This window comes from Micromonospora sp. NPDC049900 (assembly GCF_044461025.1).
GTDB lineage: Bacteria > Actinomycetota > Actinomycetes > Mycobacteriales > Micromonosporaceae > Micromonospora.
Genome location: NZ_JBITKM010000027.1, coordinates 1 through 22924, shown reverse-complemented (window position 1 = coordinate 22924; position 22924 = coordinate 1). Strand labels below are relative to the sequence as shown.

18 protein-coding genes, 1 tRNA gene and 2 pseudogenes are annotated in these 22924 nt (G+C 72.0%); 18 read left to right on the top strand and 3 right to left on the bottom strand.

Annotated elements, in window-relative coordinates; all coding sequences use genetic code 11:
- The first annotated feature begins 14 nt into the window (after positions 1–14).
- From ACIBMZ_RS29710 to ACIBMZ_RS29680, 7 genes are all read left to right on the top strand, one after another.
- Positions 15–956, top strand: coding sequence for a copper transporter (locus tag ACIBMZ_RS29710; RefSeq protein WP_396699491.1), 942 nt, complete (start codon positions 15–17; stop codon positions 954–956).
- A gap of 89 nt (positions 957–1045) precedes the next feature.
- Positions 1046–1912, top strand: a complete 867-nt coding sequence (locus ACIBMZ_RS29705; RefSeq protein ID WP_396699510.1) for a hypothetical protein — start codon at positions 1046–1048, stop codon at positions 1910–1912.
- Position 1913: 1 nt separating this feature from the next.
- Positions 1914–3560, top strand: coding sequence for a murein biosynthesis integral membrane protein MurJ (gene murJ, locus ACIBMZ_RS29700; RefSeq protein ID WP_396699489.1), 1647 nt, complete (start codon positions 1914–1916; stop codon positions 3558–3560).
- Positions 3557–4720 (top strand): glycosyltransferase family 4 protein, encoded by a 1164-nt coding sequence (locus ACIBMZ_RS29695; protein ID WP_396699487.1) that lies wholly within the window; start codon positions 3557–3559, stop codon positions 4718–4720. Before murJ ends, ACIBMZ_RS29695 begins: the two co-directional genes overlap by 4 nt.
- A complete protein-coding gene (locus ACIBMZ_RS29690; RefSeq protein ID WP_396699485.1) occupies positions 4720–6999 on the top strand; it encodes a hypothetical protein in 2280 nt (759 codons plus the stop codon). The genes ACIBMZ_RS29695 and ACIBMZ_RS29690 overlap by 1 nt, the downstream gene beginning before the upstream one ends.
- A 138-nt stretch (positions 7000–7137) precedes the next feature.
- A complete protein-coding gene (locus tag ACIBMZ_RS29685; protein WP_396699483.1) occupies positions 7138–8871 on the top strand; it encodes a CTP synthase in 1734 nt (577 codons plus the stop codon).
- A complete protein-coding gene (locus ACIBMZ_RS29680; protein WP_396699481.1) occupies positions 8868–9485 on the top strand; it encodes an NUDIX domain-containing protein in 618 nt (205 codons plus the stop codon). The genes ACIBMZ_RS29685 and ACIBMZ_RS29680 overlap by 4 nt, the downstream gene beginning before the upstream one ends.
- Positions 9486–9544: 59 nt before the next feature.
- Here the strand turns inward: ACIBMZ_RS29680 and ACIBMZ_RS29675 are convergent, their stop codons facing one another.
- Positions 9545–9874: a TM2 domain-containing protein gene (locus tag ACIBMZ_RS29675; protein WP_396699479.1), complete on the bottom strand. Its 330-nt coding sequence runs from the start codon at positions 9872–9874 to the stop codon at positions 9545–9547.
- 218 nt (positions 9875–10092) lie between these two features.
- On the opposite strand from ACIBMZ_RS29675, the gene ald reads away from it, so the two are divergent.
- The 10 genes from ald to ACIBMZ_RS29625 all read left to right on the top strand — a co-directional run bounded on the left by ald (position 10093) and on the right by ACIBMZ_RS29625 (position 19702).
- A complete protein-coding gene (ald, locus tag ACIBMZ_RS29670) occupies positions 10093–11211 on the top strand; it encodes an alanine dehydrogenase (protein WP_396699476.1) in 1119 nt (372 codons plus the stop codon).
- A gap of 2 nt (positions 11212–11213) precedes the next feature.
- Positions 11214–12209 (top strand): tyrosine recombinase, encoded by a 996-nt coding sequence (locus ACIBMZ_RS29665; protein ID WP_396699508.1) that lies wholly within the window; start codon positions 11214–11216, stop codon positions 12207–12209.
- A gap of 281 nt (positions 12210–12490) precedes the next feature.
- Positions 12491–13414, top strand: coding sequence for a ParA family protein (locus ACIBMZ_RS29660; protein ID WP_117230487.1), 924 nt, complete (start codon positions 12491–12493; stop codon positions 13412–13414).
- Between the two features lie 44 nt (positions 13415–13458).
- Complete coding sequence (locus ACIBMZ_RS29655) at positions 13459–14481, top strand: segregation and condensation protein A (RefSeq protein ID WP_396699473.1); 1023 nt, start codon at positions 13459–13461, stop codon at positions 14479–14481.
- Positions 14478–15326, top strand: coding sequence for an SMC-Scp complex subunit ScpB (gene scpB, locus ACIBMZ_RS29650; protein WP_396699471.1), 849 nt, complete (start codon positions 14478–14480; stop codon positions 15324–15326). The genes ACIBMZ_RS29655 and scpB overlap by 4 nt, the downstream gene beginning before the upstream one ends.
- On the top strand, positions 15313–16083 hold the full coding sequence (locus tag ACIBMZ_RS29645; protein WP_396699469.1) for a pseudouridine synthase: 771 nt from the start codon (positions 15313–15315) through the stop codon (positions 16081–16083). The genes scpB and ACIBMZ_RS29645 overlap by 14 nt, the downstream gene beginning before the upstream one ends.
- A 156-nt stretch (positions 16084–16239) precedes the next feature.
- Positions 16240–16920, top strand: coding sequence for a (d)CMP kinase (gene cmk, locus ACIBMZ_RS29640; protein WP_396699467.1), 681 nt, complete (start codon positions 16240–16242; stop codon positions 16918–16920).
- A gap of 97 nt (positions 16921–17017) precedes the next feature.
- On the top strand, positions 17018–18421 hold the full coding sequence (gene der, locus ACIBMZ_RS29635; protein WP_396699465.1) for a ribosome biogenesis GTPase Der: 1404 nt from the start codon (positions 17018–17020) through the stop codon (positions 18419–18421).
- A gap of 134 nt (positions 18422–18555) precedes the next feature.
- Positions 18556–18629: transfer RNA gene (locus tag ACIBMZ_RS29630), tRNA-Pro, on the top strand.
- A gap of 113 nt (positions 18630–18742) precedes the next feature.
- Positions 18743–19702: a tyrosine-type recombinase/integrase gene (locus ACIBMZ_RS29625; protein ID WP_396699463.1), complete on the top strand. Its 960-nt coding sequence runs from the start codon at positions 18743–18745 to the stop codon at positions 19700–19702.
- Between the two features lie 471 nt (positions 19703–20173).
- Here ACIBMZ_RS29625 and ACIBMZ_RS29620 read toward each other — a convergent pair.
- Positions 20174–20381 (bottom strand): annotated as a pseudogene (locus ACIBMZ_RS29620) (transposase); the annotation flags it as partial.
- A 152-nt stretch (positions 20382–20533) separates the two neighbouring features.
- A pseudogene (locus ACIBMZ_RS29615) lies at positions 20534–20890 on the bottom strand (ERCC4 domain-containing protein); the annotation flags it as partial.
- 744 nt (positions 20891–21634) lie between these two features.
- Between ACIBMZ_RS29615 and ACIBMZ_RS29610 the strand changes: the two are divergent.
- On the top strand, positions 21635–21874 hold the full coding sequence (locus ACIBMZ_RS29610; RefSeq protein WP_396699461.1) for a hypothetical protein: 240 nt from the start codon (positions 21635–21637) through the stop codon (positions 21872–21874).
- The last annotated feature ends 1050 nt before the right edge of the window (positions 21875–22924 follow it).

Genomic DNA, 22924 nt, shown 5'->3' with positions numbered 1-22924 from the left:
AAGAGGCTGCAAGCGTGATCAACTTCCGGTACCACGTGGTGTCCCTGACCGCGGTCTTCCTCGCGTTGGCGATCGGCCTGGTCGTCGGCACAGCCGCCCTCAACGGCCCGGTCGCGGACTCGCTCAAGGAGACCGTCAACTCGCTGCGCAAGGACAACCAGCAGATGCGCCAGACGGTCCAGAACATGCAGCGGGAGCTGGAGCTGGAGGAGGAGTTCGCGGCCGAGATGGCCCAGGTGATGCTGCCGGGCAAGCTGGCCGGCAAGCGGGTGCTGGTGCTCAGCCTGCCCACCGGCCGGGACCACACCGACGGCGTGATCGAGATGCTCAAGTTGGCGAACGCCGACGTCATCGGCCGGATCGACCTGCAGGACAAGTTCATCAACCCGGAGAACAACAACAACCTGCTGGAGCTCGCGGTCACCGCGGCCCGACCCACCAGCGCGCCGACCAGCGGCCTGCCCGGCAACGGGCACGGCGTGGAGACCTCCAGCGCCCTGCTGGCCACCGTGCTGCTGGACCAGCCGGCCGGTGCCGAGCCGGTCACCGAGGCCGACCGGCGGGCGGTGGTGACCGCGTACGCGAACGCGAACTACCTGACCACCGCCGACCGGATCACCAACGCCGCCGAGGCGGTCGTGGTGGTCAGCGGCCAGCCGTACGTGGACAAGGACTCCGCCAAGAAGGACGAGTCGGTGGTGAAGATCGCCGAGCAGTTCGACCGCACCGGCGGCATCGTGGTCGCCGGAAACGGCTTCACCGGCGGCAACCTGGTCTCCTTCGTCCGGGGTGACGCGGTGCTGGCGCAGACCATCTCCACCGTCGACAACGCCAACACCGTGCAGGGACAGCTCGTCACCTCGCTGGCCGTCGTGCAGCAGCTCAACGAGCGCAAGGCCGGCCAGTACGGCGTGGGCGACAACGTCGACGGGCTGCTGCCTAAACTGCCCCAGTGAGTCGACGGGACACCCCGGGTGTCCGATTCGACGATGTCGCCCGCCGACCGGCGGGGCGGACGGCGTGAGCGAGCGAGGTGAGCTGGGGCGTGGGCGTGCTCGGTCGACTGTTGGCAGCGGGGATCGGTGCGGCTGCCGCCCGGTACGCGCTACGTGGGATCCGTACCTCTCCGGCCGGGCCGACCCTGGCACGGACCAACTTCCGTGGCCGGACGGTGACGCTGGCGGCCGGACCGGCGCTGGCGGCGGGTGCCTCCGGCGCGGCGGCCTGCGGGGCGTCCAGCGTGCCGGCGGGCGCGGCGGCCCTGGTGGCCGGGCTCGGCGCCGGTGCGGTCGGGCTCTACGACGACGTGGCCGGTGCCCGACCCGAGCAGAAGGCGGACAAGGGCTTCGCGGGACACCTCGCCGCGCTGCGGCAGGGGCGGGTCAGCGCCGGCCTGGTCAAGGTCGTCGGGGTGGGGGCGGCCGGTCTGGGTGCCGCCGCACTCCTCGCCGCCGACCCCCGGGTGGCCGGGCACCGTGGCCGCCGTCGCCAGGGCGGGTTGGGGCGGAGCGTGGACGTGCTGCTCGGCGCCGGTGTGGTGGCCGGCACCGCCAACCTGCTCAACCTGCTCGACCTGCGCCCCGGGCGGGCGTTGAAGTCGGGCCTGCTGCTCGGCACGCCGCTGGTCGGTGGCGCGTCCGGGGGGATCGCCGCCGGTGCGGTGGGTGCCGCCGCCGGGCTGCTCCCCGCCGACCTCGGTGAGGACGTGATGCTCGGCGACAGCGGGGCCAACGCCCTCGGTGCCGTGCTCGGCGTGGCGCTGGCCGCCCGCACCGGGCCGGTCGGTCGGGCCGGGATCCTGGCGGTGCTGGCCGGCCTGACGGCGGCCAGCGAGAAGGTCAGCTTCACCGCCGTCATCGCGCGTACTCCGGGCCTGCGTGAACTCGACGCGCTGGGCCGTCGCGACGACTGACGTGACGAGACCGACGCCCCTCGCCGGCGCCAGCCGGGTGGCCGGGGCCGCCGCGCTGATCGCCGTACTCACCGTGGTCAGCCGGCTCGCCGGGTTCGGCCGTACCGCCGTCTTCACCTGGGTGGTGCAGGGCAGCGACCTGGGCGCGATGTACGTGATCGCGAACACCGTCCCCAACATCATCTTCGAGATCGTGGCCGGTGGGGCGCTGGCCAGTCTGGTCGTACCGCTGCTGGCCGGTGCGGTCGCGGCGGGTGACCGGCGGGCCGTGGCGGCGACCACCGGCGCGCTGCTGACCTGGACGGTGACGCTGCTGGTACCGCTGGCGGTGCTGGTGGCCCTGGGCGCCGACCAGATCGTCTCGGTGTTCCACAGCCGAAGCCCGGAGGAGTTGGCGGCCGGGGCCCGGATGCTGCGGGTCTTCGCACCGCAGGTGCCGCTGTACGGCATCGGCATCGTGCTGACCGGTGTGCTCCAGGCGCACCGCCGCTTCGCCTGGCCGGTGATCGCGCCGCTGCTGTCCAGCCTGACGGTGATCGTGGCGTACCTCGTCTTCGCCGCCGTGGCCGGTACCGGGGCGAGCGTGGCGCAGGCGGGCCGGGGCGCCGAGTTGATCCTGTCCGGCGGCACCACGCTCGGTGTGGTGGTGCTGTCGATGTCGCTGCTGATCCCGTTGCGGCGGCTGCGCCTGAGACTGCGTCCCGGGTACGGCTTCCCGGCCGACGCGCGGGCGCGGGTGGGTGGTCTGGTCACCGCCGGGGTGGTCACCGTCACCGCCCAACAGGTGGCCACGCTGGTGATCCTCTATCAGATCTCCGGCGGCCGGACCGAGGCCCCGCAGGTGTTCAACCTGGCGCAGACGTTCTATCTGCTGCCCTGGGCGGTGCTGGCGGTGCCGCTGGCCACGGCCGCGTACCCGACGTTGGCCGAGACGGCGGCCGGCGGCGACGAGGCCGGCTACCGCGACACCCTGTCCGGGACGGTGCGCGCGGTGCTGCTGTCCAGTTGCCTGGGCGCGGCGGCGCTGGTCGGGGTGGCCGGCCCGATCGGCCGGTTCTTCCCGCTGGACGCCTCCGCCACCGCCACGGCGGTGGCCGGGTTCGCGCCGGGACTGCTCGGGTACGGGCTGTTCGCGGTCCTGTCCCGTGCCCTGTACGCGCGCGGCGCGACCCGGGAGGCCACCGTCGCCATCAGTGCCGGTTGGCTGGCGGTCACGCTCGGTACGCTGCCGTTGGCGGCACTGCTCCCGACGTCCGACCGGGTGCTCGCCGTGGCGTTGGCCAACTCGGCCGGAATGCTGCTGCTCGGCGGGCTGCTGCTGGTGGCAGTGCGGCGCGCGGCCGGTCCGGCGGCGCTGGCCGGTGCCGTACGGGCCGGGGCCGCCGGGGTGTCGGCGGGTACGACGGCGGCGCTCGCGGCGCTGGTGCTGCTGGATTGGTGGGGCGAGACCCCGACGCGGTCGGCGGCACTCGTGCAGGGCATGCTGTCCGGAGTCCTGGTCGGAGTCGTCTTCCTCGGCGTGGTCTGGTTGGTCGACCGGCGGGACCTGCGGCCACTGCTGACCGGTCTGCGTCGACGCCTACGCCGGAGCAGCGGCGGGCGCGCGGACGGAAAGGCAAGTGGCGCGAACGGAGGGCGTAACCGGTGAGCGCGAGAGGTGCGGATGCCCGGTCGGGCACGGTGGTGTTGTTGCTCGCCTCCAGCACCGGTGGCGTCGGCCAGCATGTCCGTGCGGTGGCCCGCGGGTTGACGGCCGCCGGTGAGTCGGTGCTGGTCTGCGGGCCGGCAGCGACCCAGGACCAGTTCGACTTCGTCGGGGCCGGTGCCCGGTTCGCGCCGGTGGAGATCCCGGCCAGCCCGACGCCGGGCGACGTCCGCGCGATCACCGCGTTGCGTCGGGTGCTGGCCGGCGAGCAGGTGGCCGTGGTGCACGCGCACGGGCTGCGCGCCGGGTTGGTCGCGGTGCTTGCCCGGCCGGCCGCCCCGCTGGTGGTGACCTGGCACAACGCGGTGCTCGTCGGTGGGCTGCGGGGCAGCCTGTCCCGGTGGGCCGAGAAGATGGTGGCCCGGGGTGCGCGGGTGACGCTCGGGGCCTCCGCCGACCTGGTGGCCCGCGCCGTCGGGCTCGGCGCCGGAGACGCCCGGCTCGCCCCGGTGGCCGCTCCCGAGCTGCCCGCGCCGCGCCGGGGGAGGACCGCCGTCCGGGCCGAGTTCGGGGTGGCCGCCGACCAGCCGCTGATCCTGTCGGTGGGCCGGCTGCACCCGCAGAAGCGGTACGACGTGTTGGTGGACGCCGCCGCCCGGTGGCGGGAGCGGGTCCCGCCGCCCGCCGTGGTGATCGCCGGGAGTGGTCCGGCGTACCTGCCGTTGGCCGCCCGGATCAGTGCCGCCCGGGCGCCGGTGACCCTGCTCGGGCACCGTACCGACGTGGCCGACCTGCTGGCCGGGGCGGACCTGGCGGTGGTGACCAGCGACTGGGAGGCCCGCCAACTGTTCGCCCAGGAGGCGCTGCGGGCCGGCGTACCGCTGGTGGCGACCGAGGTGGGCGGCCTGCCGGATCTGGTGGGGGACGCCGCGGTGCTGGTGCCGCCGGGTGACGTCGACGCGGTCGACGCGGCGGTCGGCGACCTGCTCGACGACGCGCCGCGCCGGGCCGAGCTGGGCCGGCAGGGGGTGGTGCGGGCCGAGACCTGGCCCACCGAGGCGCAGACGGTGGCCCAGTTGGTCGCGCTCTACGCCGAGCTGACCTCGGGCCGGGCCGGGCCGGCGACGCCCGACGCCGACACGCCGTCGACGGGACGCCGGTGATGCTGCGCCGAATCGCACCGATCCTGTTGACCCTGCTCGTGGTGGCGCTCGGCGTCACCGTGCTGGCGGCACGTCCGGAGAGTCCGCCGCCCCGGCAGAGCGCCGACTACGTGGTGCTGGTCGGGGTGGCCGGGCTGCGGTGGGAGGACGTGGACCCGCAGCGCACGCCGACGCTGTGGCGGATGGCGCAGGAGGGCTCGATCGGCTCGTTGTCGGTGCGGTCGGTGTACCGGCCCACCTGTCCGGTGGACGGCTGGCTCACGCTCGGTGCGGGTGGCTTCGCCGCGTGGGGCGGGGGTCCGACCGATGGGCGGTGTCCGCCGGCTGACGTGACGGTGGACCAGCCCGACGGCATCGGCGCGAACCTGCCCCAGCAGGAGAGCGTGGTGCTGCGCAACCAGGAGCGGCTGCCGTGGGGCACGGTGCCGGGCGCGTTGTCGGAGTCGGTGCGCTGCTCGGTGGCGGTGGGTCCGGGGGCGGCGGTGGCCGCCGCGCGGCCGTTCGGCCGGGTCGACCGGTACGCGCCGACGCTGCCGGAGGATCCGGCCGAGCTGCTCGGTTCCTGCGTGCTCAGCATCGTCGACCTCGGCACCGTCGAGGGCGAGGACGAGGTGTCCCGGTCGGCGGCGGCCCGCGTGGCCGACGCCCAACTGGCCCGGGTGCTGGAGGGTCGGCCGCCGCGTTCGCTGGTGATCGTCGCCGGGGTCTCCGACACCGAGCGGCCGTCCCGGCTGCACGTGGCCGTCGCCGACGGCCCGGGCTGGGAGGAGGGCTGGTTGACCTCGCCCAGCACCGGCCGGCAGGGCTACCTGCAACTGATCGACCTCGCGCCGACCGCGCTGGCGGCCCTGGGTCGGCCGATGCCGGACCGACCGTTCCTCGGCCGGCCCGCCGAGTCGGTCGGCGGCCGTCCGGCCGACCTGGCCGCCGCGATCGCCGAGCCCGCCGACGCGGACCGGGAGTCGGCCGCGCAGCGGCATGTGGCGGGCGGGTTCTTCACGCTGCTGGCCGCCGTGCAGGTGGCGCTCGCCCTGGCGGTGTTGCCGCTGCTGCGCCGCGCCCGCCGGCACGCGGGGCCGTACGGGCCCAAGCCGGTGTCCCGTCGGGTGGTGGCGGTGGTGGAACTGCTGCTGGTGGCGGCGGCGCTGGCCATCCCGGCGGCCCTGCTCGCCGAGGCCGTGCCGTGGTGGCGCAACGTGTACCCGGCCGCCTCGTTCGCCGGGCTGACCATGGTGCTGCTGGCCGCGGCGACGCTGCTGGTGCGGCTGACGCCGGGGTACGGCACCACGTTGGGGCCGCTGGGCGCGGTGGCCGGACTCACCACGTTGGCCGTCGGCCTGGACGTGGTCACCGGGGCCCGGCTCCAGCTCAACGGTGTGATCGGGTACTCGGCTCTGGAGGGCGGCCGGTACGCCGGGCTCGGCACCGTGGGACTCGGCGTGTTCGTGGCCGGCGCGCTGCTGACCGGCGGCTGGCTCGCCCAGCACGTCCGGCGGGCGTGGCGGCCGATGGTGATGGTGGTGGTGGGCGGTGCCGCCGTGGTGGTGGTCGGCAGCGCGTACCTGGGTGCCGACTCGATCGGCGCGATCGCGTTGACCGCCGGGGTGAGCGTCGCGGCGGCGATCAGCGCGGGCGGCTGGCTGACGCTGACCCGGTTGGCCTGGGCGACCATGGCCGGGTTGGCGGTGATGGTCGGGTTCGCGGTGGTGGACCTGGGCCGTCCACCGGCCGATCGCGGCAGCCTGGGCCGGTTCCTCGCGGCGCTCGGCGACGGCACCGGTGGGCTGACCGTGCAGCGGTCCAGCGCCTCGAACATCGACACCCTGCTGAACAGCCCGCTGACCGTGCTGGCGCTGGCCGGTGCGCTGCTGGTCTGGTTCGCGCTGTTGCAGCCCTGGGGTGGGCTGATGCGGCTGTTCGGCATCTACCCGGCGATCCGGGCGGCGATGGCGGGCACCGGCGTGGCGGTCGGTATCGGCGGGGTGCTGAGCGCGGCGGCGCTGGACGTGGCCGGTGCGGCGGCGGCCGTGGTGGTGCCGATGGCGGCGTTGTCCGCGTTGCGGGTGCTCGACCACTCGGCGGACCGTACCCGGCCGGCCACCGACCGGCCGTCCGACGTCATCCGGTCCGACGACCGCACGGGCGACGCGGCGGCCCCGGAGGCCGAGGACGCGACGCGGGCCGGTGTGCCGGTGGGGGAGGGGCCCGCGCCCGCTGCGGAGGGTGAGCGCGGGCGTGGCCGGGCGGTACGGTCGTCGGCGGAGGTCGCCACCGGGTGACCCCGAGGGCCGTACCTCGGGTGCGGCCCCGGAGCGCCGCAGGCGAGGTGTTACCGTGGAATCCCGTGGATCGCGTGATCACTTCGCTGATCGGCTCGGCGGTCTGCACGACCGCGACGGACGACACGGGAGCAGGCCTTGGCCCCTTCAGCACGGACGACCAGGCACATTTTCGTCACCGGGGGCGTCGCCTCCTCGCTGGGTAAGGGGTTGACCGCCTCCAGCCTCGGCAACCTGCTCACCGCGCGGGGACTACGCGTGGTGATGCAGAAACTCGACCCGTACCTGAACGTCGACCCCGGCACCATGAACCCGTTCCAGCACGGCGAGGTGTTCGTGACCGAGGACGGCGCCGAGACCGACCTGGACGTCGGTCACTACGAGCGCTTCCTGGACCGGGCCCTGTCCGGCAAGGCGAACGTCACCACCGGCCAGATCTACTCGGACGTGATCGCCAAGGAGCGGCGCGGGGAGTACCTGGGCGACACCGTCCAGGTGATCCCGCACATCACCAACGAGATCAAGTCGCGGATCCTGGCGATGGCCGACCCGGACGACGACGGACGCACCCCGGACGTGGTGATCACCGAGGTCGGCGGCACCGTCGGCGACATCGAGTCGCTGCCGTTCCTGGAGGCGATCCGGCAGGTCCGGCACGACCTGGGCCGCGACAACTGCTTCTATCTGCACGTCTCGCTGGTGCCGTACCTGGCGCCCTCGGGCGAGCTGAAGACCAAGCCGACCCAGCACTCGGTGGCGCAACTGCGCAACATCGGTATCCAGCCCGACGCCATCGTCTGCCGCTCGGACCGGGAGATCCCGGACAAGCTCAAGCACAAGCTGTCGCTCTACTGCGACGTCGACGCCGAGGCGGTCATCGCCGCCCCGGACGCGCCCAGCATCTACGACATCCCGAAGGTGCTGCACCGCGAGGGGCTCGACGCGTACGTGGTGCGCCGGCTCGGGCTCTCCTTCCGGGACGTGGACTGGGAGGGCTGGGACGACCTGCTGGAGCGGGTGCACCAGCCCCGGCGCACGGTCACCGTGGCGCTGGTCGGCAAGTACGTCGACCTGCCCGACGCGTACCTGTCGGTCAGCGAGGCGATCCGGGCGGCCGGCTTCGGCAACCGGGCCCGGGTGCAGGTGCGCTGGGTACCCAGTGACGACTGCGTCACCCCGGCGGGCGCGGCGGCTGCGCTGGCCGGTGTCGACGGCATCGTCATCCCCGGCGGGTTCGGCGTCCGGGGCATCGAGGGCAAGATCGGCACCGCCCGGTACGCGCGGGAGAACGGCGTCCCGCTGCTCGGGCTCTGCCTCGGCCTGCAGTGCATGACCATCGAGGTGGCCCGGCACCTGGCCGGGCTGGACGGCGCCAACTCCCTGGAGTTCGACTCCGAGGCCGTGCACCCGGTCATCGCCACCATGGCCGACCAGGAGGACATCGTGGCCGGCAAGGGCGACCTGGGCGGCACCATGCGGCTGGGCGCGTACCCGGCGGCGCTCGCCGAGGGGTCGATCGTCGCCGAGGCGTACGGCAGCACCGAGGTCAGCGAGCGGCACCGGCACCGGTACGAGGTGAACAACGCCTACCGGGACCAGCTCGCCAAGGCCGGGCTGCGGATCTCCGGTACCTCGCCGGACGGGCGGCTGGTCGAGTTCGTCGAGCTGGACCGCGAGCTGCACCCGTTCTTCGTGGCCACCCAGGCCCACCCGGAGCTGAAGAGCCGCCCCACCCGACCGCACCCGCTGTTCGCCGCGTTCGTGCAGGCGGCGGTGGCGTACTCGCAGGCCGACCAGCTTCCGGTCGACCTGGACGGTGCCGAGCGAGCCACCCGCAACGGCACCGTCCCGACGGTGCCCTCGGCGCCGTGAGCGACCCCGGCAAGGCGGTCGAGCACCGCTACGAGGTGCTCTCCCGCGAGGTGCGGTACCGCGGTCGCATCTTCGACGTGGTCACCGAGCAGGTGAGCATGCCCGGCGGCGGCACGGCCCCCCGGGACCTGGTCCGGCACCTCGGCGCGGTGGCCGTGGTGGCGCTGGACGCCGCCGGTCAGGTGGTGCTGATCCGGCAGTACCGCCAGCCGATCGGTCGGCGTCTGTGGGAGCTGCCGGCCGGGCTGACCGACGTCGCCGGCGAGGACCCGGCGGTGACCGCGGCCCGGGAACTGGCCGAGGAGGTCGACCTGACCGCCGGCCGGTTCGACGTGCTGGTCGACGTGCACAGCTCACCCGGGTTCACCGACGAACTGGTCCGGGTCTTCCTGGCCCGGGACCTCGGCGAGGTGCCGATGGAGCAGCGGCACGACCGGCACGACGAGGAGGCCGACCTCCAGATCGTCCGGATCGACCTGGACGAGGCGGTCGGCATGGCCCTGGCCGGCGAGATCACCAACGGGCCGTGCGTGGCCGGGTTGCTGGCCGCCGCCCGCGCCCGCGACTCCGGTTGGTCGGTGCTGCGTCGGGCGGACACCCCGCTGCCGGGCTGACCGGGACCACGACGACAGGGGCCGCGCGGATCACCGCGCGGCCCCTGTCGTATGCCGGATCAGTCGCGCAGCGGGCGACCCTGTCCGTCGACGCCACCGTTAACCAGGATCAGGATGCCGTCGATCAGACCCCAGAGGCTGCCGATACCGCAGGTCACCAGTGTGACGATGAGCTGGATGACACCGGTCTTGGTGTCGCCCATGTAGAACCGGCCGACGCCGAAGCCGCCCAGCAGGATCTGCAGGACGCCGGCGATGACCTTGCTCTTGTCGGAAACGCCCTGGGGATACCCGGGCTGATAGGGGGGAGTAGTCATGAGGCGACACGATAGTGATCGACACCGACGGTGTCCGCACCGGTAGGCACCACGTGGGACGATGAGGCCCAATACTGTCCTGTCGGCTGAGGAGACACTAGCCGGTGGGCTGCCGGTACACCTGACAGATCGTCAGGGTTCGCGGCCACCGGATGTCATGGTGCACTCTCCCGCGACGCACGGGTACGCCTAAACTGCCGCCCACGGGACCGGTCGACCGTCGCGGCAAAGGGGCCGCCGCGGCACCGCCCAGTCGGGGAGAGCGGTCCCCGGAGAGAGGTGTCTGCATCGTGAAGGTCGGCATCCCCCGCGAGGTCAAGAACCACGAGTACCGGGTGGCGATCACGCCCGCGGGCGTCAACGAGTTCACCCGCGGCGGTCACCAGGTCTTCGTCGAGGCCGGTGCCGGGGTCGGATCCAGCATCACCGACGAGGAGTTCACCGCGGCCGGCGCCAAGATCCTGGACACCGCCGACGAGGTGTGGGCCGCCGCCGACCTGGTGCTCAAGGTCAAGGAACCGGTCGCCGAGGAGTACCACCGGATGCGCGCGGGGCAGGTCCTCTTCACCTACCTGCACCTGGCCGCCTCGCGGGACTGCACCCAGGCACTGCTCGACCGCGAGGTCACCGGCATCGCGTACGAGACGGTCGAACTGCCGGACCGCTCGCTGCCGCTGCTCGCCCCGATGTCCGAGGTGGCCGGTCGGCTCGCCCCGCAGGTCGGCGCGTTCTATCTGATGCGCACCGGTGGCGGCCGGGGTGTGCTGCCCGGCGGCGTCTCCGGCGTGTACGCGGCGAAGACGGTGGTCATCGGTGCCGGGGTCTCCGGCATGAACGCCGCCGCGATCGCGCTGGGCCTACAGTCCGAGGTGCTGCTGCTGGACAAGAACGTCGGCCGGTTGCGGCAGGCCGACGCCATCTACCGGGGACACCTCCAGACCGTCGCCTCCAACGCGTACGAGATCGAACGGGCCGTGCTCGACGCGGACCTGGTCATCGGCGCGGTGCTGGTGCCCGGCGCCAAGGCCCCGAAGCTGATCTCGAACGAGCTGGTGTCCCGGATGAAGCCCGGTAGCGTGCTCGTCGACATCGCCATCGACCAGGGCGGCTGCTTCGAGGACTCGCGGCCGACCACGCACGACGAACCGGTCTACCGGGTGCACGAATCGATCTTCTACTGCGTGGCGAACATGCCCGGCGCGGTGCCGAACACCAGCACGTACGCGTTGACCAACGTCACCCTGCCGTACGCCCTCGAACTGGCCAACCACGGCTGGCGTGAGGCGTCGCGGCGCGATCCGGCGCTGGCCCTGGGCCTGAACACCCATGCCGGTCAGGTCGTCTACGGCCCGGTGGCCGAGGCGCACGGGCTGCCCACCCTCGCGCTCACCGAGGCGCTAGGGGGGTAACGCTGAGCACGGCGACCGACGAACGGGCCGGCCCCGAGCCGGCGCCGGCCCTGCGTCGTGCGCTGCGCGGCTACCTCGACCACCTCACCGTCGAACGGGGACTGGCCGCCAACACCCTCGCCTCGTACCGCCGTGACCTGGACCGCTACCTGGACTCGCTGGCCGCCGCCGGGGTGGACGACCTCGGCGGGGTCTCGGCCGCCGAGATCGAACGGCACATGGCCCGGCTGCGTACCGGCGACGACGGCCGCCCGCCGCTGGCGGTCTCCTCGGCCGCCCGCGCCGCCAGCGCCGTGCGCGGCCTGCACCGCTTCGCGCTGCGCGAGGGCCTGGCCGGAGCCGACCCGAGCCGGGACGTACGCCCACCCACCCCACCCCGTCGACTGCCCCGCGCCCTGCCGGTCGACGCGGTGGTCCGGCTGCTGGAGACCGCCGGCCCGGTGGACGCGGCGGGGGAGCAGGCGCCGCTGGCGCTGCGCGACCGGGCGCTGCTGGAGTTCCTGTACGGCACCGGCGCCCGGATCTCCGAGGCGATCGGCGTGGCCGTGGACGACGTGGACCTCGACGACGGGGTGGTGCTGCTGCACGGCAAGGGCGGACGCAGCCGCCTGGTGCCGGTCGGCGGGCACGCGCTACGGGCCCTCGGCGCCTACCTGGTCCGCGCCCGGCCCGGACTGGTCACCGCCGGCCGGGGCACCCCGAAGGTGTTCCTGAACTCCCGGGGCGGCCCGCTGACCCGGCAGGGCGCCTGGACCGTGCTGCGCCGAGCCGCCGCCCGGGCCGGCCTGCCGGTGGACGGGCCGGAGGCGGTCTCCCCGCACACCCTGCGACACTCGTACGCGACCCACCTGCTCGACGGCGGCGCCGACGTCCGGGTGGTGCAGGAACTGCTCGGCCACGCCTCGGTCACCACCACCCAGGTCTACACACTGGTGACCGTGGACCGGCTGCGCGAGGTCTACGCCACCGCACACCCGCGCGCCCGGCACCGACGGTGAGGCGCGCCACGCCGGCGGGCGCAGCGGCGCCGCACCCACCGGACCGGCCGGTGGGTGCGGGCCGGGACGGCACCGGCTCGGCTGGTCGACGTGGGCCGGGACGGCGCCGGTCGGTACCGCCGTCCGACACGCCGAGCGGGTAGTGAACGCCCTGCTGGCCGGTGGCGTACAGTCGGGATCGGCGCGGCCCGGCGGCGGGATGACCGGGGTGCGCAGCGGCGCCGCGAAGGACGTCGGGCGGCTCCGACGCCAGATGGTCGTCGGGAGGGGGCAACGAGGACATGGCTGGCAACGGTGACCGTGCCGAGACCTGGACGTCGGAGCTCCGCGAACAGCAGAACGCGCTCGGCTCGGACCTCGGTCCGGCCGACCCGGCCGCCTACACGATGCGCAAGCCCATCCCCGAGCCGATGCCCACCGACCGGCACGGCCCGGCGCGGATCATCGCGATGGCCAACCAGAAGGGTGGCGTCGGCAAGACCACGACCACCATCAACCTCGGTGCCGCGCTCGCCGAGTACGGCCGCAAGGTCCTCCTGGTCGACTTCGACCCGCAGGGCGCCCTCTCCGTCGGGCTGGGCGTCAACCCGCACAACCTCGACCTGTCGGTCTACAACCTGCTGATGCAGGACGACGTCACCGCCGAGGACGTCCTGATCAAGACCGACGTGGCCGGGCTTCACCTGCTGCCCGCCAACATCGACCTCTCCGCCGCCGAGATACAGCTCGTCAACGAGGTCGCCCGCGAGATGGCGCTGGCCCGGGTGCTCAGGAGCGTCCGCAAGGAGTACGACTACATCCTGATCGACTGCCAGCCGTCACTCGGCCTGCTGGCGATCAACGCGTTGACCGTGGCGCACGGCGTACTCATCCCGCTGGAGTGCGAGTTCTTCAGCCTGCGTGGTGTCGCCCTGCTGCTGGACACCATCGACAAGGTACGCGAGCGGCTCAACTTCGACCTGGAGCTCGAAGGCATCCTCGCCACCATGTACGACAGCCGCACCACGCACTGCCGCCAGGTGCTCCAGCGGGTGGTGGAGGCGTTCGGCGACAAGGTCTACCAGACGGTCATCACCAAGACGGTGAAGTTCCCCGAGTCGACGGTCGCCGGTGCCCCGATCACCACGCTCGACCCGGCCTCCTCGGGAGCCCGCAACTACCGTCAGTTGGCCCGCGAGGTGATCGCCGCGCAGGCGGAGCGGTAGGCCGGTAACCATCGGTGTCCAGGCCGTGGACTACGGTCGTCGGCGTGACCGCGCCGCCCGCCGACCCGACCGCCGCACCGGAGCAGCCGCTCGCGGCTGACCTCGGCGCGCCGGATGCGACTCCGGTTGTCCTGTCGGACCCGGAGGCCGCGGACACCGGCAGGTTCACGGTGCGGCTGGACAACTTCACCGGTCCGTTCGACCTGCTGCTGCAACTGATCGGCAAGCACAAACTCGACGTCACCGAGGTCGCGCTGCACCAGGTGACCGACGAGTTCATCGCGTACATCCGGGCCATGGGCGACGACTGGGACCTCGACGAGGCGAGCGAGTTCCTGCTGGTCGCCGCCACCCTGCTCGACCTCAAGGCGGCCCGGCTGCTGCCCTCGGCCGAGGTGGAGAACGAGGAGGACCTCGCCCTGCTGGAGGCGCGGGACCTGCTCTTCGCCCGGCTGTTGCAGTACAAGGCGTACAAGGAGGCGGCGGCGCACATCGCGGTGCTGGAGGAGGTCGGCGGTCGCCGCTACCCGCGCGCGGTCACCCTGGAGGCCCGGTACGCCGAGGCGCTGCCCGACCTGGTACTCGGCATCGGCCCGCAGCGACTGCTCAAGCTCGCCGTCAGGGCGATGACCCCGAAGCCGGTGCCCGAGGTCTCCATCGCCCACGTGCACATGGTCCGGGTCAGTGTCCGGGAACACGCCGCGATCATCAGCGAGCGGCTGCGCCGCGCCGGCACCGCCACCTTCTCGCTGCTCTGCGCCGACTGCGAGGCCACCCTCGAGGTGGTCGCCCGGTTCCTGGCACTGTTGGAGCTGTACCGGCAGGGCGTGGTCGCCTTCGTGCAGGAACAGGCGCTGGAGGAGCTGACCGTGCGCTGGACCGGCCCCGCCGACGCCAGCCCGACCCTGACCATCGACGAGTACGCGGGCAGCCCCGACGAGCCCGCCCCCGCCGGCGCACCGGCCGAAGCCGGTTCGGGTGTGTCCACGACCGAGCCTGGTGCGCCGTCAGCCGGGCCGGTTGCGGCGTCGGGCGATGCGGTGACGACCGAGGAGCGTGCCGGATGACCAACGAGGAACGCCGGGACTCCCTGGCCGACCAGGCCGCCGCCTGGATCCCGCCCTGGCAGCGCACCGCCCCCGAATCCAACGCCCCGGGTCCGGCCACTCCTGATCCCGTCGAGCCCGCTCGCACGGAGCCCGATCCTGCCGCCCCGGAAACCGCCGAACCCGGGGCAGCTCCGGATCCTGGTGCAGAAGTGCCCCGCCAGGGGCCGCCGGTGACCACGATCGCGGAGGAGGGGGCGGGGCGGAGGCCGCGGGGCGGTGGGCGGGCGCGGGTGGTGCCGGAGCCGCCGCCGGTGCTCGACGACGCCGAGCTGCGCGGGGCGCTGGAGGCGATCCTGCTGGTGGTGGACGAACCGGTCAGCGAGCTGACGCTGGCCCAGGTCCTCGAACAGCCCGCCGAGCGGGTCGGGCCGATGCTGGACCAGATCGCCGCGAGCTACACCACCGCCGGGCACGGGTTCGAGCTACGTCGGGCGGCCGGTGGGTGGCGGCTCTACACCCGGCCGGAATACGCCACCTACGTGGAACGGTTCGTGCTCGACGGGCAGTCGGTCCGGCTGACCCAGGCCGCGCTGGAGACGCTCGCGGTGGTGGCGTACCGGCAGCCGGTGACCCGGTCGCGGATCTCCGCCATCCGGGGCGTCAACTGTGACGGGGTGATCCGTACCCTGGTGACCCGTGGGCTGATCGAGGAGTGTGGCACCGAGTCGGACAGCGGGGCCTATCTGTACCGGACGAGCACGATGTTCCTGGAGAAGCTCGGTCTGAACAGCCTCGACGACCTGCCGCCCCTGGCCCCGTTCCTCCCCGACGACGTAGAAGAGCTTGCTGATGCCGCGCGATGACCGCACCCCCCGCCCCGACGCCCCCGTCTACACCGGCCCGGAACGCCTGCAGAAGGTGCTCGCCGCGGCGGGGGTGGGCTCCCGGCGCGCCTGCGAGGACCTGATCTTCCGTCGGCGGGTGACGGTCAACGGGCGGGTCGCCCAGCTCGGCGACAAGGTGGACCCGACCAACGCCGTCATCCACGTCGACGGCGAGCGGTTGGTGGCCGACACCCGGCTGGTGTACCTGGCGTTGAACAAGCCCCGTGGCGTGGTCTCCACGATGGCCGACGAGAAGGGGCGCACCGCGCTGGCCGATTTCGTCGGCAACCGGGTCGAGCAGCGTGTCTACCACGTCGGGCGGCTCGACGCGGACAGCGAGGGCCTGCTGCTGCTCACCAACGACGGGACGTTGGCGCACCGGCTGATGCACCCCTCCTACGGGGTGGCCAAGACGTACCTGTGCGAGGTGGCCGGGCCGATCCCGCGCCACCTCGGCAAGCGCCTCGCCGCCGGCATCGAGTTGGAGGACGGCCCGGTCACCGTGGACGCGTTCCGGGTGGTGGGCAGTCTGGGACGTACCGCCCAGGTCGAGCTGACCCTGCACGAAGGCCGCAAACACATCGTCCGTCGCCTGCTCGACGAGGTCGGACACCCGGTGAGTCGGCTGGTGCGTACCTCCATCGGGCCGATCCGGCTCGGCGACCTGCGTCCCGGGCGCACTCGGCGCCTGACCAACGCGGAGGTCGCCGCCCTGTTCAAGGCCGTGGGTGACTGACCCCGCGCTCGCGGGTACCGCTGACGGTAGGCTCCTGGCGGCCCGGAAGGGCCGACGGGCCGTGCGCCACGGCGCCGGGCATGATGGAAGCTGTGTGGGCAACCGCTCGCGTCCGCCGATGGGCGGATCGCGGGGTACGGGCTGAGGAGGACAACGGTGGAGGAAAACGTACCGGCCGGGCGCTGCGTGGTCGCTGTGGACGGGCCGTCCGGTTCGGGTAAGTCCACCGTCTCCCGGCGGCTGGCGGCGAGCCTCACCGCCCGCTACCTCGACACCGGGGCGATGTACCGGGCGATCACCTGGGCGGTGCTGCGTTCCGGCGTCGAACTCACCGACGCCCAGGCGGTCGCCAAGGTCGCCGCCGAGGTCGACCTGCGGATCGGCACCGACCCCACCGGCTACGGCGTCACCGCCGACGGTGTCGGCGTCGAGGCCGAGATCCGGGGTCCCGAGGTGACCGCCGCCGTCTCCGCCGTGGCCTCCGTGCCGGCGGTCCGGGCACTGCTGGTGGCCCGGCAGCGCGACATGATCGCCAAGGCGGGCCGGATCGTGGTCGAGGGCCGCGACATCGGTTCCGTGGTCGCCCCCGACGCCGACCTCAAGGTCTACCTCACCGCCTCGGCGGCGGCCCGTGCCGCACGTCGCAGCGCCGAGGACGCCTCCGACGTGGCGGCGACCGCCGCCGACCTGGCCCGCCGGGACGAGATCGACTCGACCCGCAAGGCCGATCCGCTCGCCCAGGCCCCCGACGCCGTGGTGCTGGACACCACCGAGCTGGGCATCGACGAGGTCGTGGCGAAGCTGCGGGCGCTGCTCGCCGAGCGGAACGTGGCGTGACCGGGCGCGACAACCTGCCGGCTCGGCCGGTGACCGGACCATCCGGCGCGGTGGCGTGGACGTTTCCCGCCACCGGCCAACGAAACGAGGCGTGGGCGTGACTGACAACGACGGTTGGGTGGAGCTGCGGGAGACGGACCTCGACCTTGAGGAGCCGACCGGTCCGCAGCCGGTGGTGGCCGTGGTCGGCCGCCCCAACGTCGGCAAGTCCACCCTGGTCAACCGGATCATCGGGCGCCGCCAGGCGGTCGTCGAGGACGTACCCGGGGTGACCCGGGACCGGGTCCCGTACGACGCGCAGTGGTCTGGGCGGACCTTCACCGTGGTGGACACCGGCGGCTGGGAACCGGACGCGAAGGACCGGGCGGCGGCCATCGCCGCGCAGGCCGAGACGGCCGTGTTCACCGCCGACGTGGTGATCTTCGTGGTCGACGCGACGGTGGGCTCCACCGACGTCGACGAGGCGGCGGTGAAGATGCTGCGGCGCAGCGCCAAGCCGGTCATCCTGGTGGCCAACAAGGCCGACAACACCAACATCGAGCTGGAGGCCACCTCGCTGTGGTCGCTCGGCCTCGGCGAGCCGCACCCGGTCTCGGCCCTGCACGGCCGGGGTTCCGGCGACCTGCTCGACACCATCATGGCCGCACTGCCCGAAGCACCGAAGATCGTGGAGAACCGGCCGCGCGGCCCCCGTCGGGTGGCCCTGGTCGGTCGGCCCAACGTCGGCAAGTCCAGCCTGCTGAACCGCTTCTCCGGCGAGGAACGCGCGGTGGTCGACGCGGTCGCCGGCACCACCGTCGACCCGGTCGACAGTCTGGTCACCATCGGCGGCGACACCTGGCACCTGGTCGACACCGCCGGCCTGCGCAAGCGGGTCGGCAAGGCCAGCGGCACCGAGTACTACGCCAGCCTGCGGACCGCCTCGGCGATCGAGGCGGCCGAGGTGGCGGTGGTGCTGCTCGACTCCAGCGAGCCGATCAGCGAGCAGGACCAGCGGATCCTGACCATGGTCACCGAGGCCGGGCGGGCACTCGTCATCGCCTTCAACAAGTGGGACCTGGTCGACGCCGACCGCCGGTACTACCTGGACAAGGAGATCGAACGGGAGCTGCGCCGCATCCCGTGGGCGATCCGGTTGAACCTGTCGGCGAAGACCGGCCGGGCCGTCGACAAGCTCGCCGCCGGCCTGCACCGGGCCCTGGCGAGTTGGGAGACCCGGATCCCCACCGCGCAGCTCAACGGCTGGCTCACCGCCCTGGTGCAGGCCACCCCGCACCCGGTACGCGGGGGACGGGCCCCCCGCATCCTGTTCGCCACCCAGGCCGGGGTGGCCCCGCCGCGCTTCGTCCTCTTCACCACCGGCCCGCTGGACGCCGGTTACCAGCGCTTCGTGGAACGCAAGCTCCGCGAGGAGTTCGGCTTCGAGGGCAGCCCCATCGAGATCTCGGTACGTCCCCGCAAGAAGCTCGGCCCCGGCGGCCGAGGCAAGGCCCACGGCTGACCCACACCCCACCCTCCTAGGACGCTCTAGGAGTGGTGTGGGTGGTCACGACAGCGGGGAGGGGGCTGTGCGGCGCAGAGGGAAAGCTGCGCTAAGCTGTACCGGCTGTCGCGGGCAGGACGACGCGGGAGCATCGGGACGTGGCGCAGTTTGGTAGCGCACTTGACTGGGGGTCAAGGGGTCGTCGGTTCGAATCCGGCCGTCCCGACAGCGAGAGGGTTTCCGCAGGTCAGAGACTTGCGGGAGCCCTCTTTTCATTGCTTGGCATGGATGCCTGGTCTAGCACGCCGCTGTTGGACTCCTTGACTCGGGCAGGTTGTCATGCCACTACTGGATCTTCAAAAACTCACCGACGGGCTCTCTCGGACCTGGTCCGGGTTCCTCCGGGACTGGGACCGGTCGCTGCGGTCCGGGAACTATCCGGAGACCACCCGCTACAACTACCTCCTCGCCGCGGCGCAGCTCGGCCGCTATCTGGGCGACCAGTCGCCGGATCCGGACGCCGTGGACGCGGCCGAGGATCCGTGTGCGGTGACCCGTGCACACGTGGAAGCGTTCCAAGCGTGGATGATCGAGACTAGGTCCGCGTCGACGGCGTTGAACAAGCACAAGGGGCTGCAGCAGTTCTTCAAGTGGCTGCTTCTCGACGAGGAGGCGATCGACCGTTCGCCGATGGAGCGGGTGCGGCAGCCGAAGACGCCCCGCAAGCTGATCCCGGTCATGCGGGACGAGGACACCGGCAAGCTTCTCGACGCCTGTAAGGGCAAAGGTTTCGCGAACCTGCGTGATGAGGCGTTGATCCGGGTGTACTGCAACACCGGCGCCCGGTTGTCGGAGGTCGGGAATCTTCTGGTCGCTGACGTGGATCTGAACACGGAGTCGGTGCGTTTCCACGGCAAGGGTGCGAAGGATCGGCGGGTGCGGTTCGGGCCCAAGACGGCCCGGGCGCTGTCGCGGTATCTGCGGGCCCGGGACAAGCACAAGGGCGCCGCCCTGCCGAACTTGTGGCTGGCCGAACGAGGCGCCGCAGCCTTGACTCCGAACGGCATCAAGATCCTGCTCAAACGGTTGGGTGCCGCGGCCGGGGTGACGGACGTGCACGCGCACCGATGGCGGCACAGCTTCGCCCACGAGTGGAAACGCGCCGGTGGCGACACCGGTGACCTGATGCTCCTGCTTGGATGGACCTCGGAGGACATGCCTCGCCACTACGGTGCCAGCGCCGCGGCCGAGCGGGCACAGGAGACGCAGGCGCGACTGGGTATCGGCGAGCGCGTGTAGGCGGGGGCCGGCTGGCGCGGTCACGCACGCAGGGTCGTGTGTGACCGCGCCGTCACCGGCGGGCTGCGGCGAGTTTTCGGAACGGGAGGCGATGACGCGGTACGCGGTTGACGAGAGCCGTAGCGAGTTGATGGCGAGCTGGTAAGCCGGCTACGGGTCTGTCGCGACTCGGGTCGCGACGCTGCCGGCGAGGGCGACCTCGAGGCAACGGTTGGCGTTGGCGGCCGAGTTGTCACGGCTGTCCCGAGGCGCTGTGGCGCTGCTACACGCATTCGGTGAGCGCCGCTGACAGCCTGGGGCTCAACGCTATCGGGGCAACAAGATTCCGAACCCGTGGAACGCCCTCAACCACGCCCAACGGCAGCGACCGTGGAGAGCCCGTTGCGTTGAAAGGCGCACGGCGGGTTCGGCGAGCGGCACGAGGAAACGGAAACGGCAGCAATGCCGCCACCGCGCCTCGTGCCGACCCAACCAGCGAAGCGTCCATCGGGTTCTGCCTGTGCCGGTGGGATCCAGGGATCGGGTCACCAGGTACAGACACTTCAACGCGGTCTGCTCGTTCGGGAAGTGGCCACGGGCCTTGACCGCACGTCGGTAGGCGGGCGTTGAGGGATTCGATGGCGTTGGTGGAGCAGACGACGGTGCGGATCTCGGCGTCGTAGTCGAGGAACGGGATGAGCCGTGGTCGGGTACTACGAGGCCGGCTCGGCGCGGCCACGACCTTACCCCGGCGGTTGACGGCGGCTGCGGGGCGACCGATGCCGGAGTGGGTGGGGGAGTGGTGGGTGGTTCGTACCATACGTGGGCGGCGACGAGGTAGCGGTAGACCCATTCCTCGGCGAGCTTGCGGGTCTCGCAGAACACGATCGGCGCTTTCGGCCAGCGCACCTGCAGCTCCGCCAGTCCGTCGGCGACGACGGCGGGGCGAATCTGGGTGAGAGTGAAGATCTGTGAGTAGCGGTCTTCGACCACGAGCGCAGCCCGGGGCAGGGCGGCGAGTTTGGCGAGGGCGAACTTTAGCTTCCCGCTGGTGAGCGAGGCGACGAGGTCGAGCAGGCTTTTGTGGCCGACCGAGGCAACGAGCAGCCCGCCATGCGCGATGCCGTAGTCGCCGCAGGGTAGCGCCTTGCGGACGATGGTTACCGGCTTGCTGGCGAACTTGTACGCGTACCGATCGTGGGAGTCCACGATGATCGCCAGATCCGGCGGGCCGGCGGCCCTCGCGGTGGAGCTGGTGACGCTCGGTTTGGCCTGTTTGCGGGTGCACGGTGACTGCCAGAACACGACCTGCCTGCCGCAGGCGGTGGTGTAGACGATTTGGGGCCGGTTCTCCTGACTTCGGTTGAGGACCAAGTCGATCGCCCCACCCCGGCGGACGCAGGAGCGCACTGGCACCCGTTCGACTATCTCGGCGCCTCGGGCCACTCGTCCGGCGGTACGGGGTGCAGGTAGACGGCGCTGGTGCGCGGACAGGTGTCACGGGCCGGAAGACGAGGCCTTCGCCCAGTGGCAGGCGTAGCAGGTAGGGCGGGCTCGACTGCGGGTCCGGGTTCATCGCGATCAGCAACTCCACTTGCCCAGTGTCCTCGTACCGGAGTGGTGGCCTGGAGTTCTGTCCCCGCGCGTCATGCACGCGTGAGGTGGACGTTGAGCTGATCAGCGGCCTGCCGTGTGGCGAGCCAAGGAGTGGAGATCGTCAGCCGGTGCGCTAGGACGGTCCGGCGTGACGCCCACGGCGGTACCCGAGCTGATGGAGATCGGTTTGTCGCCGACGGCCGCGGTTACTGGTCTGATCCGCGATGCCATGACGGTGGCCGAGGGTGAGGCCCCGACCTCGACGCGCTCCAAGACAGGATCGCAGAGGCTGGATAGAACGCCGAGCGGTACACCCCGGGTGCCCGGAATCGGTCGCCGAGTTTTATGAAGGTCCAATTGACCACTCTGGAGCAGCGCCGACCCGCCTACGACATGCTCGAAGACCTGCCATCCGACATCCGAGGGCGCCGGCTCGCCTACCACGAGTACGCTGAGTCACCGGCCGACGAGGCCGACTACGGCATGTCCGATGACGACCTGGATGACGGCGATCGACGCTGCCTTCTGCGATGCCGTACGCGAGCGTCCGCCGACCGACACCGCCTCGACCTGGAACCATCAGAGCCGCAGTCCTGAACCAGGACCCAGGCCGACGGGGAACACGAGGTGGATCGCAAGAGACCGAGACTGGCGTACCCGGCCAGTGCACCTCGACGGCGGCTCCTCAAATCCGAAGTTGGAGTGTGGTTCGACTCCCCGGCGGGAGTCGAACGGGAAACCCGAGTGGCCCGTTGGTCATCTCCGAGTCCGTGCTTGTCGGTCCGGTGACCGCAGACGCGGTTCCTGCATCCAGGCCAATCCTGGTGGACAGGAGAGTGCTCGACGAGGTCGCGGTGCAACTGGGTATGGATCCGGCAGACAGGGAGCAGATCAAGGATGTCGCGGCGGTGGGGATGACCCGGCTGGCGTGGCGTGACAGCCCTGTCGAGGATTGGCACTCAATTCGCTACCGGCGGATCGGCGACGCGGAGATGATGCGCGCCAGTGCCGCTACCACGCGTGTGGTCCGTGCTGGGTTGGACTTGGCGCGGAAGCCGGACGATGTCTTCAGACGGGTCGAGCACGTGTTGGCCCACCCTGGTCGGCGGCTGCCGGACGGCCGAACGGTCGCCGATCTTGCGCCCAGTCCTGCGGAGTGGAGCCGGTATCGTTCGCACGTAGCGGCGTACTGTATGCGCTGGGACGCAGTGGCGGCCCAGATCGGCTTGGATGCGGTCCTCACCCTGTTGGCGTGCCGTGGTGCCACGTACAACTGGGAATGGTGGTGCTCCACGGGATGGCCGAGCCTCGTGGATGAGTTCATCCGTCGCCTGGATGATCCGCAGCGGTGGGGTAGTGCCTGGGAGGTGGCTAACCGCCGCAGGCTGGGTGATCCGCCCGGCGGGGTAACCAGTGAGGAACTCCGGTTGGCGCTGCTGGCCGGGCCCGACCGGCTGGACACCGCGACAGCCGAGTATTGCCTTCGCGCGGGACTGTCCGCCCTGAGCCCACAAGAGTGTGGTATGCCACCGGTGCGGCGTCGGCTCCTCCCTGAAGTGACCCCTATCGGCCGGACACCTCGATGTCTGTCAGGGACTTTCGGTGGATCTTCTCGTAGGTGTCGGGGCTGACGTTACCCAGTCGGCT

What these genes read in the sequence shown, in the direction of transcription:
- ACIBMZ_RS29690 (WP_396699485.1), top strand. Translation starts at nt 4,720, where the DNA reads ATGCTGCGCCGAATCGCACCGATCCTGTTGACCCTGCTCGTGGTGGCG.
- ACIBMZ_RS29660 (WP_117230487.1), top strand. Translation starts at nt 12,491, where the DNA reads ATGGCTGGCAACGGTGACCGTGCCGAGACCTGGACGTCGGAGCTCCGC.
- scpB (WP_396699471.1), top strand. Translation starts at nt 14,478, where the DNA reads ATGACCAACGAGGAACGCCGGGACTCCCTGGCCGACCAGGCCGCCGCC.
- ACIBMZ_RS29645 (WP_396699469.1), top strand. Translation starts at nt 15,313, where the DNA reads ATGCCGCGCGATGACCGCACCCCCCGCCCCGACGCCCCCGTCTACACC.
- ACIBMZ_RS29625 (WP_396699463.1), top strand. Translation starts at nt 18,743, where the DNA reads ATGCCACTACTGGATCTTCAAAAACTCACCGACGGGCTCTCTCGGACC.